The sequence below is a fragment of the Paenibacillus sp. J22P277 genome (assembly GCF_059383675.1).
Genome location: NZ_JBXENS010000002.1, coordinates 641,104 through 655,148, shown reverse-complemented (window position 1 = coordinate 655,148; position 14,045 = coordinate 641,104). Strand labels below are relative to the sequence as shown.

The following is a 14,045-nucleotide window of genomic DNA, read 5'->3' as shown; positions in this document are numbered from 1 at the left end:
TAATTTCCGGTCGGAAAGTTACTTCACCATGCCGTGCCGCAGCGCCGTCACCACGACCTGCGTCCGGTCCTCGCAGCCGAATTTTTGCAATATCCGGTGGACGTGGGATTTGACCGTGCCCTCGCCGATGAACAGCTTCTGGGCGATGCGGTCGTTGCGCAGGCCGTACGCCATCTCCTGCAAGATCTCCTGTTCGCGCTCCGTCAGCGGCTCCAGCAGCGCCGGTTCCGCGTCCGACCGCGGAATGAGGCAGCCGGAGGAGACCGCCCGCGAGAGCGCATCGGCCGCCAGGTCCGTGCGGTAGACGGCTTCGCCGCGATAGGCGGAACGGACCGCGCCCAGCATGTCCTCCACGTCCGCGTCTTTCAGCAGATAACCGACGGCTCCCGAGCGAATGACCTCGTAGATATAGTCCGGATCGTTAAAAGTCGTCAGGATGACGATTTTCGTCTCGGGCAGCTGCCTGACGATCAGCTTCGAAGCTTCGATGCCCGTCATGCCCGGCATCTGGATGTCCATCAGGACGATATCCGGCCGGAGCGCCAAGGCCTGCTCGACCGCTTCCTTGCCGTCGGCCGCTTCGCCGGCCAGCGTCATGTCGCCCTGCAGGCCGATGACGTAGCCGAACCCCTGCCGGATCATTTTCTGGTCGTCCGCCAGCAGCACCTTGATCTTACCTTCCGTTGTCGGCATCGTTATCCTCCGTTCCGGAGCCGGCGGGCAGCTCCGCGGTAATTTCGAACCCGCGCGGCTTCAAGGCTCCATAGGTCAGCCGTCCGCCGCGTTCCTCCAGCCTCGCCCGCATCATTTTCAGCCCGAATCCTTCTTGCACGGTCTCCGCCGCGGCTTCCCCGTCGTCTCGGACGCGCATCGCGATCCGGCCCGATTCCTTCCTCAATGCCACGTCCACATGCGTAGCCCCGGCATGGCGGATCATATTCGTAATGGCCTCCTGCAGCACGCTGAACAGCAGCGCGTACTCGGCCGGACCGGCGTCTTCCTCCCGAAGCTCGGCGCTGAACGCGTAGCGGATCGCAGTCGTCGCTTCCATCCGGGAGAGGAGCGCCTTGAGCGGCGCCAAGCCCGATACCGAGCGGTCGTCCGCCAGCGAATGGACGGACGTCCGGATGTCCTGCAGCCCTTGGCGGGCCACGCTCAGCATGCCGTCCAAGGACTGTTCCGCCTGAGCCGGATCCTTGGCGACCATGTAGCGCGTCGCCTGCAGCTGCACGACCAGCGAAGTCAGGCTGTGTCCGACCGCGTCGTGAATGTCCCGGGCGATCCGGGTTCGCTCGTCCAGCACCGCGTTGCGCATCGACGTCACGGATGCTTCCTGCAGCTGCGCGTAGGCCGCCTGCAGCTCCGCGAGATGCTGCTTGTTCTGCTCGTAGATGCTGTCGCGCTGGCGGCGGCTTCGGACGTTGATATAGAAGAAGAACGATATGAATGCGAAGGACAGGAAGCTGAGCAGGTCCACGTTGCCGAAGGCCGTGTAAATGCCCGTAATCAGAATCATCGTCGCGAGCAGCGGGACGCGCGGCGAAGCAAAGGATAGGCGGAGGGCCGTCGTGAGCACAATAACGGCGAGAAAATAAATCAGCACCGTCTCGTCGTACCAGATCATGCCCGCGGCGGTCTCCAGCCCGGCCAGCAGGACGAACGCGACCGACATCCGCTTGGGACGCCAAAAATCCCGCAGCAGCAGCCGGCTGACGTACGTCGCGCAGATGAGCGCGTTGAGCGCGATCTTGAGCGGGGAGCCCGCGAAGAAATCGTTCAGGTACATCATGATGAAGATGAACGCCGTTCCGGCCGCCGTTCGCGCGACGGCGCGCGGATCGTGCAAGTCCACTCGAATCCCCCCGTTCCGCTCCGATTCCGGCTGTCTTGTGGTTCCATTGTAGCCGCGGGAAGTGCCGGAAATCAATTCGGTTGAGGCCCGCGCCGCCGATTTCTATCTGCGGATATAGGGGCGCGGCGGCGAGATTCTACCCGGGGTTGGTCGCGGGATCAGGCCGTTTCGGGGTACGATGATAGCCGTTGAACAACGAAAACGAAGGAGGCGGCAGCAATGCAGCAGGAGCTTATCGTGATTCTGATCGTTTGTTTGGTGGGGTATCGGATTATACGGCGGGTGCGGAGCCAATTTCAATGGATCGAGCTGCGGCCGCGGAGACTCGGGTTCAGGATTGCCCTGTTCGCGGCGATCGGAGTATTGTTCATGGCGGAAGGCGGCATGAGCGCCGTCGGCATGGTATCCGATGCGCTCGGCATGCTGCTCGGCGCGGCGCTCGGCATCGTCGGCGCGTCCATGACCGCGTTCGAGCGCCGGGGCGGCGAGCTGCACTATCGCGGGAATGCGTGGATCGGCGGCGCGGTGACGGCGTTGTTCGTCGGCCGGCTGGTCTACCGGATCTATTTTGCGCTTGCGAACTCGACCGGAGGCGGCTGGAACAGCGCCGATTTCTTCGCTGCGGGAAGCTCGTGGACATCCGGGCTCGCGCTTATCATGTTCGCTTATTATGTCGTTTATTATGCGCTGCTCATGAGGCAGCGGGGACAAGCGGCGGTCCGCGCGAGGTAACGGCTCCATCGGATAAGGCAGCGGAACGTTTAGAAAGTTCCGAAGAACTGGTATGATGGAAGAAACTTACCGATGATGGAAGGCGGCCGATACCATGAACAATCTCACGAAAATGAAAATCCTGAAACCGGCGGCGGATGTCTATGAGGCATTCGTCGACCCGGCGAAAATCGGCGGGTTCTGGTTCACGTCCAGCACCGGGCGCTGGGAGGCCGGACGGACGGTCGGATTGCACTATGCCGAGTACAACGCGGAGCTGGAGATTCGCGTGCTGGAAGCCGAGCCGGGCCGCAAAATCGTTTTCCGCTGGGGCGGCGAAGACAATGTCGTGACCATGACGTTCCGCGAGATCGAGGCCGGGACGACGATCCTCGAAGTGAACGAAGAGGGCTTCCGCGAAGACGATCCGGCGCTGCTGGACAAGCTCGTGGGCAACAAAGAAGGCTGGGTGTACATGATGACCTGCTTGAAGGGGTACTTGGAGAGCGGGGTCACGCAGCTGCGGACGGGTTTGGTGCACGGTTGACCGGCTGAGGGGATGCGGGACAGGCGTCAGTCCGGATCCTAAACGAATCTTGGGCTAAAACGCCGCATGCGAGTCTATTCGCTTCATGCGGTTATTTGTTTGCGGCATTAAGTTTAGGGGCATCCTTGAGAATCGGCAGGACTTTCTATGCGGCGAAGGGCTTCGAGGCCGTCGATGAATTCGATGACGATTTCGAGGGTCATACGTTGCGGGCGGTACGTAGGGCAGTAAACGTACAGCATGATAGTTTCGGAGCGGACCGCCTGCGATAGGCGGTTCTTTTTCTATGCAATGACGAGACTGCCGATAGGGGGGAACCGGGGATTTTTTTCGTTTAAACCATCGCGTCTTCGGCGATAATGACAACCATCTTCGATAGAAAGAGTGACCCATCATGATTGGACCGGATGAAGCTTCGCATGCGGAAGAGACGTTGTCCGCCTCGCTCGAAGCGAACCTGAACCGCATAATGACCGCGCTGGGCGAGAGCTCGGACGTCAAGCAGCGCATGTTCAAGCTTCCTTTCGAGGACGGCACGGTACTCGGCGGTGCCATGCTGTATACCGAAGGCATGTCCGATATCCAGTCCACGATGAGCCGAATAATAGGCGGGCCGCTGCTTTCGAGTGCCGAGGATTTCAGTCCTTGCGCGTATTTGCAGCGGTTGAGAGAGAGCGTGCTGACGGATATCAACGCCGTCGAGACCGATCGATTGGACAGGCTCTTCAATTATTTGTTGTCCGGATTCGGCATCATCCTGCTGGACGGAGCGAACAGCGCGCTTGCGGTCGATACCATCGAGCTTCAGGCGCGGCCGGTCGAGGAGCCGAACGTGCAATCCGTCGTCAGAGGCCCACGGGAAGGGTTCACCGAGGTGTTGGATTGGAATACGGCGATGCTGCGCCGCCGGCTGAAGAGCACCAACCTGTGGATGGAGACCCGAACCATCGGCAGGGAAAGCCAGACCCGCGTCGTCGTCGCTTATATGAACGGGATCGTCACCGACTCCGTGCTGGCCGAAGTGCGCAGACGCCTGGATCTGATCGATATCGACGCCATACTGGAGAGCAACTACATCGAGCAGTTTATCCAGGAGGACCAATTCACGACGTTTCCGACCGTGTTCAACACGGAGCGTCCCGACGTCGTCGTGGCGAACCTGCTGGAGGGGAAGGTCGCCATCCTTGTCGACGGAACGCCCTTCGCGCTTGTCGTGCCGGCGTTATTCATTCAATTCTTCCAGTCCAGCGAAGATTATTATCAGCGGACGGATTTCGCTACGTTGATCCGCGCGCTGCGGGTCATCGCTTTCCTGCTGGCTACCTTGACCCCTTCGGTGTATATCGCGATTACGACGTTTCATCAGGAACTCATTCCGACGACGCTGCTCTATAACCTCGCCAGCCAGCGGGCAGGCGTTCCATTTCCCGCATTTCTCGAGGGACTCATCATGGAGGTGACCTTCGAGATCCTGCGCGAGGCCAGCGTGCGCATGCCGAAGACGATCGGCCAGTCGATCTCGATCGTGGGCACGCTCGTCATCGGCCAGGCAGCCGTGGAAGCGGGTCTCGTCACCGCCGGCATGGTCATCGTCGTCTCGATCACGGCGATCTCGAACTTCGTCATGCCTGCGTTCAACATGGGCATCTCGGCGCGCATCCTGCGTTTTCTCCTAATGGCGCTCGGCGCGTCGTTCGGCTTATTCGGCGTCTTCGTGGGCATGATCCTGCTCGTCGTGCATCTGTGCAGCCTGCAATCGTTCGGCGTTCCTTATCTGACCCCGTTCGCGCCCATCCGGTTGAACGATCAGAAGGACGCGCTCTTCCGGATGCCCATCCCATGGATGAGACTCCGGCCGTCGACGGCCAAAGGAGGCAACCGGGTCCGTCTGGGGCAGCGGAACGGGAACCGGCAGGGCGACCGATGAAGCGGAGCCTTTGGCATCCCCTTGTCCTTGTCGCCCTCTCGCTGCTGCTGCTCGGGATTCCGTCGGGCTGTTGGAGCAGGCATGAGCTGAACGAGCTGGCCCTCGTCGTCGGACTCGGCATCGACAAGTCGGACGGCGGATACCGGGTCTCCGCCCAAATCGTCAACCCGAGCCAAGTGTCCACGCGCAACGGGATGGCAGGCTCGCTGGCACCGGTAGTGACCTTCACGCAGCAGGGGAAGACGGTCCCCGAAGCGCTCCGCAAGATGACGATCCAGTCGTCGAAGCGGCTTTATTTCGCGCATCTGCGCATCTTGGTTTTCGGAGAGCGCCTTGCGCGCGACGGCATAGCCAAGCCGGTCGATTTCCTCTCGCGCGAGCCGGAAATGCGCAACGACTTTTACCTGGTGGTGGCCAGAGGCTCGACACCGGACGAAGTGCTCAAGACGTTCAGTCCGATGGATCCCATCCCGGCCAACAATCTCTATGAGAAGCTGTACAATTCGGATAACTTCTGGGCAGCCACGGATTTGATTACCCTGGACAAGCTGACCATTGATTTGACGACGCGGGGTAAGAGTCCTACGATGACCGGAATCGAGATCAAAGGGGACAAGGAAAGAGGAGAGAGGAGCATGTCCGTCCAAGGCATCGGACCCGATGCGATGCTGCAATACCGCGGCATGGCCGTGTTCGTGAGGGACAAGATGGTGGGCTGGCTGAGCGAGGACGGCACGAAGGCGCTGAACTACCTGCAAAATTCGATCCATCAGACGCTGGGCGTTCAGAAATGCGGGAAGAACGGAAGCTTATCGATCGCCGTCACGGACTCGAGCACCCGTATCAGCGTGCATCGCGATGGGGATAAGCCGAGCATCGACGCGTTCGTGCGATTGGAGGTCGATATCTCCGATCTGGAGTGCGACGAGGATCTTGGCGACAAGATGGTGATGGCCAAACTGCTTGCGGACAGCGGCGAGCAGCTGGAAGGACTGTTGAACGACGGGGTACGCGAAGCGAAGCGGCTCGGCGCGGACGTCTTCGGTTTCGGGCAGGAGGTTCATCGCCAGCAGCCGGGAATCTTTCATGGGATTCCGGATTGGAACGTCGCGTTCAAGGACCTTCGGGTGAACGTTCATCCCGACATCCATGTGCGCAAGATCGGCAACATCGATAAGTCGATAACCGGGCAGGTCAAGGAGTGAGCGGGGCGTGGGAGAAGCGATTGGACTATGCATGGCCTTCGTTGCCATTGCCGTGATGGAGGTTCGGAATTTCGCGACTTCCGGCAGCAAAGGAGATCGGAAGCGGAATATCGGCTTCTTCCTCGCGCTGCTCCTGCTGTCGTCGGGGCTGCTCATCGCGCTGGTGCTGCATGCGCGCATGCCGAATCCGTTAATTTGGATCGAGGCGGGCTTTCGCGCCATCGGGCTATCATGATCCTCGAGGAGGAGAAAGGGAAACCGCCATGAACAATCAGCAGGCTATCACCTACCGCGCGTTCACGATCATGACGTTCTTCTTCATGATCGGGACCTCCATTCTGATCGCCCCGGCAGGGTTGGCGCAGGCTGCCAAGCAGGATGCGTGGATGGCGGCCATCGTGGGGATCGGACTTAATGTTGCATTCGCCGGACTTTACGTCCTGCTTGCCGAACGCCATGCAGGCCAGTCGTTCGTCCGGATCGGCGAATCTCTGCTGGGCACATGGCCGGGCAGAATGCTGGGGTTCGTCTATGCGCTGTTCTGCTTTCTCCTGGCGAGTCTGATGGTGGGCGACATGGGGTTCTTCCTCACCTCGCAGATCCTGGTCGATACGCCGATGGAGATGCTGCAAATCATCTTCGTCTCCGCGATCGTCATCACGATCAGGCAGGGCATGAAGGGATTCTCGTACGCGGCGGAGATCTTCTTCCCGTGGGTGATCCTGCTGCTGTTCCTATTCGTCGTCTCTCAGCTGCCCGACATCAATATCGCGCATTTGAAGCCGTTCATGGAATACGGCCCGGGCCCGATCCTGCAGGGCGGCTTGTCGTTCTTCTCCTTCCAGGAGCTCGTCGTGCTGCTGATGATTTACCCGAACGTGAAGGCGGGCAAGGGCAGGGGGAGAGGCTTCCTGATCGGTACGTTCCTCGGCGGCCTGGTGCTGATCTTCACGACAGTGGGGAGCATCTGCATCCTGGACAGCCCCATGTCGGCGAATCTGCTCTATCCGGCGTACTCGATGGCCAAAAACATCAAGATCGGGCGGTTTCTGGAGCGGATCGAAGGCATTATGATCTTCATTTGGATCTGTTCGATTTTCATCAAGATTACGTTGACCTTCCATGCTTCGCTTGCCGGCTTCTCCGAGGCGCTGCGGATCGCCGATCAACGCGTGCTGCAGTGGCCGCTCGCCATCGGACTCGTCGTGCTGGCGCTTCTCTGCTACCCCAACGTGTATTTTGTCCGGCATTTTCTCGCGACCTCATGGCTGCCGCTTGCCTCGATTTTCATCGTGGCGATTCCGTTATTGTTCCTGCTCGTCTCCTTGATACGCGGGAAGAGCGCGAGCGGATGACAAGCGGCTGCAGGACAAACGACATCAAGCAATGATTCCGATTCCATCGAGATCGGCAGCTAAACGGCAATGAACGAGGAAGGGCAGTCCCGCGAGGGGCTGCCCTTTTTTTGGCGCCATGTGTTTCGTTCAAAAGGAGGCCGCGAATGCAGCTGAAAAGGAATTGGTTGACAGCATAGGAGTAACGGTATTATAGTATGTTACAAGACTAACATACTGATAGGGTGAGGCGCATGAAGGCGAGCTTTGACGAAAGCCAGCCCATTTTTCCGCAAATCGCGGAGATGATCGAGAACGACATTTTGAACGGCACCTACCGCGAGAACGATCAGATCATTTCGGTTGCGCAATTTGCGGGGACCTTTCAGATCAATCCGGCCACGGCCGTGAAAGGGATCGCGCTGCTGGTGAACGAAGGCATTTTATACAAGAAGAGGGGGCTTGGCATGTACGTGGCCGAAGGCGCGAAGAACGCGATTATGGGCAAGCGGCGGGCACGGTTCTACGACGAGCTGGTGCTGAAGCTGCTCGATGAAGCCGAGAAGCTCGAGATGACGACCGAGGACGTTATAGAAATGATTAGACAAAAGAACGGGAGCTGATGACGATGAACGCCATTCTGGCATGCGCGAACTTGACGAAAAGCTACGGCCGCAACGATGCCGTCCGGGATCTCGATTTGAATCTGGGGGAGCACACCATTTACGGATTGCTGGGCCGCAACGGCGCGGGGAAAACGACGCTGCTCAACATGATTACCGGCGCCGTGTTTCCGACGGGCGGCGAGATCGAGGTCTCCGGCGTGCGGCTGAAGCGGGGCGAGACGCCGCGGGGGATCTGTTACGTCCGGGAGAAGAACCTGTTCTTCGGAGGAGCCAGAGTGCAGGAAATCCTGCAGTTGGCTTCCGCTTTCCACGAGAACTGGGATTGGGAATTCGCCCGCGGGCTGCTCAAGACCTTCAAGCTCGATCCGAACAAGAAGATCCGCCAGCTCTCCAGAGGCATGGAGTCGCTGGTCGGCAATATTATCGGCTTGGCGAGCCGCGCGCCGATTACCATCTACGACGAGCCGGTGCTCGGGCTCGACGTGCTGATGCGGGAAAGGTTCTACCGCATCCTGGTGGAGGATTACGCGAACCATCCGCGGACGATCCTGCTGTCCACCCACTTGATCGATGAAATCGCGATGGTCGTGGAGCGGGTATATATCATGGAGGCCGGGTCGATGCTGTTCGCGGACGAGGTGGATAACATTCGCAGCCGGACGTTCCTGCTCACCGGCAGCCGCGAAGCGATGGGGAGCTATACCGCGGGCAGGCAAGTGCTGTACACGGAGCCATTCGGCCAACACGCGTTGTCTGCGGTCTACGGCACCTATACCGAAGAGGAGAAGCAGCAGGCGGGCAAGCGCGGCATCGCGATCGAAGGGCTGCCGCTGCAGAAGTTTTTCTCGTATTTAATCGAAGGGGGTCAACGCATTGAATAAGACGACCGTGCTCATGCGGGCTTCGTTCCTGCAGCTTAGGCTATATCTATGGATCATTCTCGGCCTCGTGGCCGTCAGCGCGCTCACGAATTTCATCGTCAGCCTGTCGATAGGCGCGAGCGAGAACACGCAAGTGTCGGCGGCGAACATGCTCACGCTGTTCCTGTTGTTCGCGGGCAGCGTCCTTCCCGCGAGCTTCTTCAAGCGGATGATCAATCTCGGCGCGACCCGCAAGGAATATTTTATCGGCGTTTCGTTGATTTACGCGGCATGGGCGGCTTTGTTCGCGATCCTCAACATCGTCTGGCTCGAGCTGGAAGTGGGGGTGATCCGGCACTACGAGGCGACATTCAATATTCTTGAAATTTTCCATTGGAACCAATTCGGCATCGCGGGCATGTTCGTCTACCAATTCGGCGCGTACATGCTGATCCTGACGCTGCTGAATCTGCTGTTCTCCGGCTTGAGGCATGTCGTAGGCTGGGCCATCTGGGTTCTGTTCGTCGCGGCGATTCCGGTCCTGACCTCGATCGCATCGCTCCGGGCGCATTTGGCGGACGGCCTGAGGGAGCTCCTCTTCAACGATTCGCTGCTTCAGGGCTTCGGGCTTACGTTCGTGACCGCCTGCGTGCTTCTCGCCGCCAGCTGGTGGTTTACGGCAAGGCGCACGCTGGCTTAATGCCGACGACGTAGGGAGATTGCCTTGAGCGCTGTTGTCTCGAGCAAAACTGGACTGTCCTAAATATGCCCCATCTGTTACAATGACTGGGAAAATCAACCCAGGGAGCGTGAGAATGTGACGGGCGCGCAAGCGATGAAATGGCTGACAGGGGTATTCGAACTTATATTGGCGATTCCGATCATCGGCGGCTTGATTATCGTATCGAGCAGCTACAGCGTACTTGGCATCATGCTGCTGCTCCATATCTTGACGCTGGTGCTGTCCGTGATGAACAAGGAGTCGAAGTACGGATCGATCATGGGCATCATTACCTCGGTGCTGGGCTGGATCCCGTTCATCGGCTGGTTCCTGCACTTGGTCTCCGCGATCCTGCTCATGGTCTCGGCGGCGCAGCGGAGCAGAGAACAGTAGGAACGGCCGAAGCGCCGCGATTCATTCGCGCAGGCGAGTAAGCCATCGCCGATTCGTTGCCGGGAAAGCACGAGAACCTCCGTCCGATAGGGACGGAGGTTTTTCGTTTGAGAGCCGGCTGCTCCGGGTCTTGACGCGCACGCCGCAAAACAGTAAAAAAAGCACTCCCTTTTATCTCCAATAATGGTACGATGGGGAGGAGAGGCGAAGGAGGATGCCGATGGCAATCGAGCATAAAGTCTTGGCGAGATGCGCCGCATACTCCGCGATCGCCGGCGTTTGCGGCTATGTGCTTGAAAGGGCTTACGACAATCGCGAAACGCAGAAAGCCATCGACGAGATCGAGCGCAGCGACATGGCAAACCTCGTGCAGTACTTCCCGGAGACCTTTCGGTTCTATTGGATCACGAACGCGCTGTGGCTGGATCTGGCGCTGATTGCAGGCTTCTCTTTCGCGGTATCCGCCGCCATGCTTGGGCTTGCCGGCAAGCGCAAGTCCGCGCAGGACGCGCGTCGGAAGAGACGGAGGCCTGGCTGAACAGGAGGTGACGAGCGTTGCGAAGCGAACGCGAAATGATGGATTTGATACTCGGCGTCGCGCGGGAAGACGGTCGGATCCGGGCCGCGTACATGAACGGCTCGCGAACGAATCCGAACGCGCCGCGCGATCTTTTCCAGGATTACGACGTCGTGTACGTGGTGACGGAGACGGCGTCCTTCCTGCGGGACGACGACTGGCTCGCGGTCTTCGGGGAGCGCATCATGATCCAGATGCCGGATAAGCTGGATCTGGATCTGGGCCTGCCCGTGGAGGTGGACCGTTCATACGGGTATTTGATGCTGTTCGCGGACGGCAATCGGATCGATCTGACGATTCAGATCGCGGAAGAGACGCTGGCAACCTACGGGGAGGATAAGCTGACGGTTCCGCTGCTGGACAAGGACGGGCTGTTGCCGGCCATCCCGGCTCCGACGGAGGCGGACTATTTCGTCCGCAAGCCGACGGAAGCGCAATTCGACTTCTGCGCCAACGAATTCTGGTGGTGCCTGCAAAACGTGGCCAAGGGCATTTGGCGGGACGAGCTCCCGTATGCCAGGCAAATGTTCGAGCTGACGTCGCGCAAATCGTTGGAAGAGATGATCGTCTGGTGGATCGGCACGCGGCACGGGTACCGGGTATCCGCGGGCAAGATGGGCAAATACTTCAAGCGTTATTTGCCGCCGGATGTCTGGAAGCAGTATGAAGGAACCTTCGCGGACGGTTGTCACGAGCATTTCTGGCAGGCGATCTTCACGGCGTGCGCCTTGTTCCGCGGATTGGCCGTTGACGTTGCGGCAAGCTGTTCGTTCGCCTATCCTCATCGTGACGACGCCAACATGACCGCTTATCTCGAACGCGTCAGAAACCTGCCTCATGATGCGACGGAAATCTATTAATCTCAAAATTCGGAGGGATCGTATGCTGCAGCGTAAATTAGGCAACACGGAGGTTCGCATTCCGGCAATCGGACAAGGGACGTGGAAGTTCGGCGAAGAGGAACGGAACGCGAAGCAGGAGATCGAGGCGCTGCTGTTCGGCATCGAGCGCGGGCTGACGCTCATCGACACGGCGGAGGATTACGCCGCCGGCGGTTCCGAACGGGTCGTCGGCCAGGCGATCGCGGGCATTCGGGACGATGTGTTCCTCGTCACGAAGGTGGCGGCGCGCAATTGTTCGTACCAAGGCGTTCTGGATGCGGCGGAAGCCAGCCTGGAACGATTGAAAACCGGCTATATCGACTTGTATCTGCAGCACTGGCCGAGCGAACAGCACGAGGTATCGGAAACGATGGCCGGCATGGCCGAATTGGTCAAGCGCGGGATGATCAAGCATGTCGGCGTGAGCAATTTCTCGATCGCCCTCTTGCAGGAAGCGCAGCGCTGCCTGGGCGATATTCCGCTCGTCTGCAACCAAGTGCCCTATCATTTGAACGATCGGAGCATCGAGCGCGACAGCATGCCTTACTGCGGGGAAGCCGGCATCACCGTCATGGGGTACTCGCCTTTCGGCTATGCGCCGCATGTCTTCGGCGGAGTGGGGTTTCCCGAGGCCGGATCGGAGCAGCGGCAAGTCTTGGACGCCATCGGCGTCAAATACGGCAAAACCGCCTTCCAGGTCGCGCTGAACTGGGTGCTGCGGCAGGACAATCTCGTCACGATCCCGAAAGCCGCCAGCCGGGCGCATATCGAGGACAACGTCGAGTCCCTGGGGTGGGAGCTGGACGGCGACGATATGGCGCGGATCGAGGCGAACTTCCCGGTCGATCGGACAAGTCCGGGCGAGTAGCCGCGGTTGAAACCCGGATGCGGCATGCGTGATACGGAGACCGGTTCCGCAGTATGCGGCTAGGCAAGTTACTACACGGGAAAAGGGATTCAAACGGGGCGTGCAAGCCCGACGGTTTGAATCCCTTTATTTTGGAAAAGAAAGATTTGCGCAGAGACTTATTTCCGGTATAATAAGAATATATGTTCGTATTTTTTTGGGGGGGTCGCATAATAATGAATGAACGGGATATCATCCGGCTCGCCGCCGGGGACGAGTGGGCCATGAAGGTTTTGCGCGCCGCGGGGCAGCTCGCTTTGCCCGACTGGTGGGTGTGCGCGGGCTTTGTCCGTTCCATGATATGGGACCATCTTCACGGCTTCGCGGAACGGACGCCGCTGGCCGACGTGGACGTCGTCTACTACGATGCCGGCTGTGTGGACGAGGACGCGGAGAAGGAATTGGAGCGTCGGCTGAGCGGCTTGATGCCCGGCGTACCCTGGTCCGTGAAAAACCAGGCGAGGATGCATATCGTGAACGGCAATCCGCCCTATGCGTCATCCGTCGACGCGATCTCCAAATTTCCGGAAACGGCGACCGCGCTCGGCTTATCCTTGGGCGCCGCCGACGAGGTGATCCTCACGGCGCCTTGCGGGATCGGGGATGTCGTGAGCATGACGGTTCGGCCGACGCCGCTCTTCGGCGCTCGGCCGGAGCTTGCCGCTTATTACGAGGCGCGGGTCGCGAAGAAGAATTGGCAGGCCATCTGGCAGAAGGTACGGACGCAGCCGACCCTATAGCGATTAAGGCCGGCAGCCGCATCCGCCCTGGATACTGCCGATCCTGCCCGTAATGCGGAACAGCTGATGGTGCAGGACGTTGTCGCCGATTTGGGGCGTCATCGGTTCGGCGCTGAGCCCGCTGACGTTCAGCACGACGTTCCGGTTGGCGGTCGCTTTCGAGATGCGAACCTCGTATTTGAACTCGATGCCGGTTACGTCGGCATAGACGAAGTCGGCCGTGCCCGGAGCCAGCGAGATGAAACAACGCGTCGAATTGCAGGGCAGCAGCTTCAAGGCCACGGGCAGTCCCCGCGACCAATCGAACACTTGAACCGTCATTCGCCGCGCCACCGTGGCGCCGAGGTTGGCAAGATCGACCAGCGCGAAGGCCGTGCACGGATTGCGCCTGAGAATTCCCGTCGAGAATACGGTGCGCCGGCTGATCGCGCGCGGTCTGAACCGGCGGTTGATTTTCTTCCTCTTGCAGCTTTTCGTCGCCGCGGCACGGCTCGCGGAGATCGTTCGCGTACGCGGCGCCTTGCCGCCGAAAGCCCGCTTGCCGCCACTGGACGGCTTGCTTGCCAATGATTTGATCGCCATCGACATCCCTTCCCCTGCTTTCCTCTTCATAGTAGAATGTTGACGCGCCTGTAGTACTAATAGATGCAGGTAGAGTCGAATGTGCTAGGGCAGCCGCCGATAGCAATAGTTTCCTAGATTCGAAGCTTGCGGCGGAGCATGTCATTCGACCCGGCGCGACGAATAAACGGTTGCGTTTTCAG

Annotated in this window: 17 protein-coding genes; 14 read left to right on the top strand and 3 right to left on the bottom strand. The window is 59.5% G+C overall.

Features of this window, described 5'->3' with window-relative positions; all coding sequences use genetic code 11:
- Positions 1-18 precede the first annotated feature (18 nt).
- Both AC50YL_RS07710 and AC50YL_RS07705 read right to left on the bottom strand, forming a co-directional pair.
- Positions 19-693: a response regulator gene (locus tag AC50YL_RS07710; RefSeq protein ID WP_494830724.1), complete on the bottom strand. Its 675-nt coding sequence runs from the start codon at positions 691-693 to the stop codon at positions 19-21.
- Positions 674-1,852 carry a sensor histidine kinase gene (locus AC50YL_RS07705; RefSeq protein WP_494830722.1) on the bottom strand — a complete coding sequence of 393 codons (1,179 nt, stop codon included), beginning with the start codon at positions 1,850-1,852 and terminating at the stop codon, positions 674-676. The genes AC50YL_RS07710 and AC50YL_RS07705 overlap by 20 nt, the downstream gene beginning before the upstream one ends.
- Positions 1,853-2,071: 219 nt before the next feature.
- Between AC50YL_RS07705 and AC50YL_RS07700 the strand changes: the two genes are divergently transcribed.
- From AC50YL_RS07700 to AC50YL_RS07635, 14 genes are all read left to right on the top strand, one after another.
- Positions 2,072-2,584, top strand: coding sequence for a CcdC protein domain-containing protein (locus AC50YL_RS07700; protein WP_494830720.1), 513 nt, complete (start codon positions 2,072-2,074; stop codon positions 2,582-2,584).
- 94 nt (positions 2,585-2,678) lie between these two features.
- A complete protein-coding gene (locus AC50YL_RS07695) occupies positions 2,679-3,110 on the top strand; it encodes an SRPBCC family protein (protein WP_494830718.1) in 432 nt (143 codons plus the stop codon).
- Positions 3,111-3,504: 394 nt separating this feature from the next.
- The gene (locus AC50YL_RS07690) at positions 3,505-5,037 is read left to right on the top strand and encodes a spore germination protein (protein WP_494830716.1); all 1,533 of its coding nucleotides are present in this window, start codon (positions 3,505-3,507) and stop codon (positions 5,035-5,037) included.
- Complete coding sequence (locus AC50YL_RS07685; protein ID WP_494830714.1) at positions 5,034-6,242, top strand: Ger(x)C family spore germination protein; 1,209 nt, start codon at positions 5,034-5,036, stop codon at positions 6,240-6,242. Before AC50YL_RS07690 ends, AC50YL_RS07685 begins: the two co-directional genes overlap by 4 nt.
- A gap of 7 nt (positions 6,243-6,249) precedes the next feature.
- Complete coding sequence (locus tag AC50YL_RS07680) at positions 6,250-6,477, top strand: hypothetical protein (RefSeq protein ID WP_494830712.1); 228 nt, start codon at positions 6,250-6,252, stop codon at positions 6,475-6,477.
- 28 nt (positions 6,478-6,505) lie between these two features.
- A complete protein-coding gene (locus AC50YL_RS07675) occupies positions 6,506-7,597 on the top strand; it encodes a GerAB/ArcD/ProY family transporter (RefSeq protein ID WP_494830710.1) in 1,092 nt (363 codons plus the stop codon).
- A 233-nt stretch (positions 7,598-7,830) separates the two neighbouring features.
- Complete coding sequence (locus tag AC50YL_RS07670; protein WP_494830708.1) at positions 7,831-8,199, top strand: GntR family transcriptional regulator; 369 nt, start codon at positions 7,831-7,833, stop codon at positions 8,197-8,199.
- A 5-nt stretch (positions 8,200-8,204) separates the two neighbouring features.
- Positions 8,205-9,083 carry an ABC transporter ATP-binding protein gene (locus AC50YL_RS07665; protein ID WP_494830706.1) on the top strand — a complete coding sequence of 293 codons (879 nt, stop codon included), beginning with the start codon at positions 8,205-8,207 and terminating at the stop codon, positions 9,081-9,083.
- Positions 9,076-9,762, top strand: coding sequence for a hypothetical protein (locus AC50YL_RS07660; protein WP_494830704.1), 687 nt, complete (start codon positions 9,076-9,078; stop codon positions 9,760-9,762). Before AC50YL_RS07665 ends, AC50YL_RS07660 begins: the two co-directional genes overlap by 8 nt.
- Before the next feature lie 117 nt (positions 9,763-9,879).
- Positions 9,880-10,176 (top strand): hypothetical protein, encoded by a 297-nt coding sequence (locus AC50YL_RS07655; RefSeq protein WP_494830702.1) that lies wholly within the window; start codon positions 9,880-9,882, stop codon positions 10,174-10,176.
- Between the two features lie 220 nt (positions 10,177-10,396).
- Positions 10,397-10,714 (top strand): hypothetical protein, encoded by a 318-nt coding sequence (locus tag AC50YL_RS07650; protein WP_494830700.1) that lies wholly within the window; start codon positions 10,397-10,399, stop codon positions 10,712-10,714.
- Positions 10,715-10,731: 17 nt separating this feature from the next.
- Positions 10,732-11,613, top strand: coding sequence for an aminoglycoside 6-adenylyltransferase (locus tag AC50YL_RS07645; protein WP_494830698.1), 882 nt, complete (start codon positions 10,732-10,734; stop codon positions 11,611-11,613).
- Positions 11,614-11,635: 22 nt separating this feature from the next.
- Entirely contained in the window at positions 11,636-12,502 is an 867-nt protein-coding gene (locus AC50YL_RS07640; RefSeq protein ID WP_494830696.1) for an aldo/keto reductase, read from the top strand.
- A gap of 215 nt (positions 12,503-12,717) precedes the next feature.
- Positions 12,718-13,281, top strand: a complete 564-nt coding sequence (locus AC50YL_RS07635; RefSeq protein ID WP_494830694.1) for a nucleotidyltransferase family protein — start codon at positions 12,718-12,720, stop codon at positions 13,279-13,281.
- A gap of 3 nt (positions 13,282-13,284) precedes the next feature.
- Here AC50YL_RS07635 and AC50YL_RS07630 read toward each other — a convergent pair whose 3' ends face one another.
- Positions 13,285-13,863, bottom strand: a complete 579-nt coding sequence (locus AC50YL_RS07630) for a hypothetical protein (RefSeq protein WP_494830692.1) — start codon at positions 13,861-13,863, stop codon at positions 13,285-13,287.
- Between the last annotated feature and the right edge of the window lie 182 nt (positions 13,864-14,045).